The sequence below is a fragment of the Variovorax sp. P4_D9 genome, assembly GCF_056401695.1.
On record NZ_JBFUIU010001204.1, the window covers coordinates 1 to 2,083 of the forward strand.

Annotated in this window: 2 protein-coding genes and 1 pseudogene; all 3 read right to left on the reverse strand. The window is 58.9% G+C overall.

All coding sequences use genetic code 11. From position 1 onward, the window contains the following. The coding region (locus tag AC1DY5_RS53005; protein WP_478122246.1) for a cupin domain-containing protein at positions 1-986 on the reverse strand (986 nt) is incomplete at its 3' end. Further along, positions 979-1,788, reverse strand: coding sequence for a fumarylacetoacetate hydrolase family protein (locus AC1DY5_RS53010; RefSeq protein ID WP_478122247.1), 810 nt, complete (start codon positions 1,786-1,788; stop codon positions 979-981). The genes AC1DY5_RS53005 and AC1DY5_RS53010, both read right to left, overlap by 8 nt. A 101-nt stretch (positions 1,789-1,889) precedes the next feature. After that, a pseudogene (locus tag AC1DY5_RS53015) lies at positions 1,890-2,083 on the reverse strand (tripartite tricarboxylate transporter substrate binding protein); the annotation flags it as partial.

The window sequence follows — 2,083 nt, forward strand, 5'->3', positions numbered from 1 at the left end:
GTGCGCAGGTAACCCATCGCCTCCAACAGACCGCGGTCTGTCATAAGGAAAAGTTGGCTATCAGCGTGCTCAGAGTGGTGACTGACCCAGTGCCAATGCGGTATCGTGAATACGTCACCCTTTTGCCAGGCGATCTCCTTCTTCCCGATCGAGGACTGTCCGCTGCCCTGTGCCACTACAGCAATTGCGTTGTGTGTGCTGCGATACGCACGCGTCTGAGTGTGCGCTTGGAGACGCATCGCGTAGCAATCCAGCGTGGGCATTACGGGTCCTCCCGTGAGCGGGTTGACATAGCGCAGGAGCCGAGACCCATCTTGCTGCGTCGGAACCGAGTCGAGCGCAGTCGCCATGGCCGCACCTTCGTACCGATACCGTGGTGAATACTGCCGGTACGCGGCAGGTATCTCTGTTGGCCATGCCCCAGCGTGAGCCAAACTATCGTCGAACTGAGGGGGAATCTCTTTTTTAGAGCCGAATTCGAGAAAGATGGACCGCAGTTGCTGCGCGAGCGGGACGTCGAGTCCGTCGAACCAAACGACGCGCTCATTGCCTTCGTTGCGATGCTCGTGCCAGCACCAGGCCGGTGTCAGGATGAGGTCTCCCTCCTTCATCTCGCAGCGCTTGCCGTTGACCCAGGTCACAGCCCCTGTGCCGGCCATCATGAAGCGCAGTGCAGCGACGGTATGTCGGTGCGCATCCGCGTRCTCACCAGGTTGCAGGATTTGCAGTCCTGAAGACAGGTTGGTCGTCGTGTTGATTGCCGGTGCGAATGCAGGATGGCAGAAAAGCAGGACGCGGCGCTCAGCGTCGTCCATTCCGACTTCGCGTACCGCACGCTCGATCAGTCGCTGCATGGTTTGCCAAGACCATGCCATTGGCTCATCAATCGGCGCCGGCTCGCGTGTCAGAAGAGTCATGTAGCGATCCCAAAGCGGCTGTGCGTGCGCTTCCGCCAGAGCCTCTATGAGCGACACGTGTTCACTCATAACGATTCGCCACCGAAATGCGCGCTTCGCCGATGCCCTGGATGGACGCGGAGATCACGTCGCCCGGCAGGACCGGTCCAACCCCTGCTGGCGTACCCGTCATGATTACGTCGCCAGGAACCAGTGCGTACATGCTCGACGCCCACTCTATCAATCCGGGAACGTCCAACACGAGGAATTTGGTATTCGATGACTGTCGGACCTCTCCGTTCACACTCAAGCTGAGATCCAGCACACCCGGATCAGGAACTTCGTCGGCCGTGACCAGCCATGGTCCCAGCACGCTATATGTGTCGACGGACTTGCGCCAGCATTGAAACTCCGGGCCACGAACCGTCATGTCGAGGCCAATCGAGTAGCCAGCCACGTAGCTCATCGCATCCGCTCTGCTCACGTTGCTGCAGCGCCTGGCAATCACGACAGCCAGTTCGCACTCGTGGTCGTTGCGACGGTCGGGACGGCGCAACACTATCTCCTCGCCGAATCCGATCAATGAAGTCGATGACTTGAGAAACAGGCCCCACTCCCGAATGTCCTTGACTGATCTCCCATGATTGATAGCGGCGTCCTTGATGCTCTCGGCGATGTGGTCCCGGTAATTGATTGGCGCTCCTATGATGCGAGGAGGATTCGCAACCGGCGACAGGAAACGGACCTGGTCTATCGGGAGACGCGGAGCGCCCTCGCTGAGATTCCGCGCAGCCGTACAAACGGCGGCCAAGTTCGCAACCAGCAGATCCTCTTGCGGCAATGGGTAGCGCACCGAAGGGAGAACTTGCAGCGCAGCGGTGACGTCGAGCACATCCCCGCGGTCGACGCATCCCAATCGACCTCCATTAAAACGGCATAACCTCATGACATTCCTTTTGAAAATTGACTGCTCTGCATCAGTTTGTGGATCTCTCAATCGGCTTTGAGATTTCTCTCGCGGACGATCTTGGCGTTGCGTTCACGCACCGCCACCAGTCTCGCGAGGCCCTCTTTGCCGGTCAGCGGCATTGGAGTGATGTCGAGTGCACGCAGCCGGTCGATGACGTCGCGCTGACCGATCGCTTTGACGATTTGTTCTCGCAACGAAATGACGTCCGTTTCTGGTG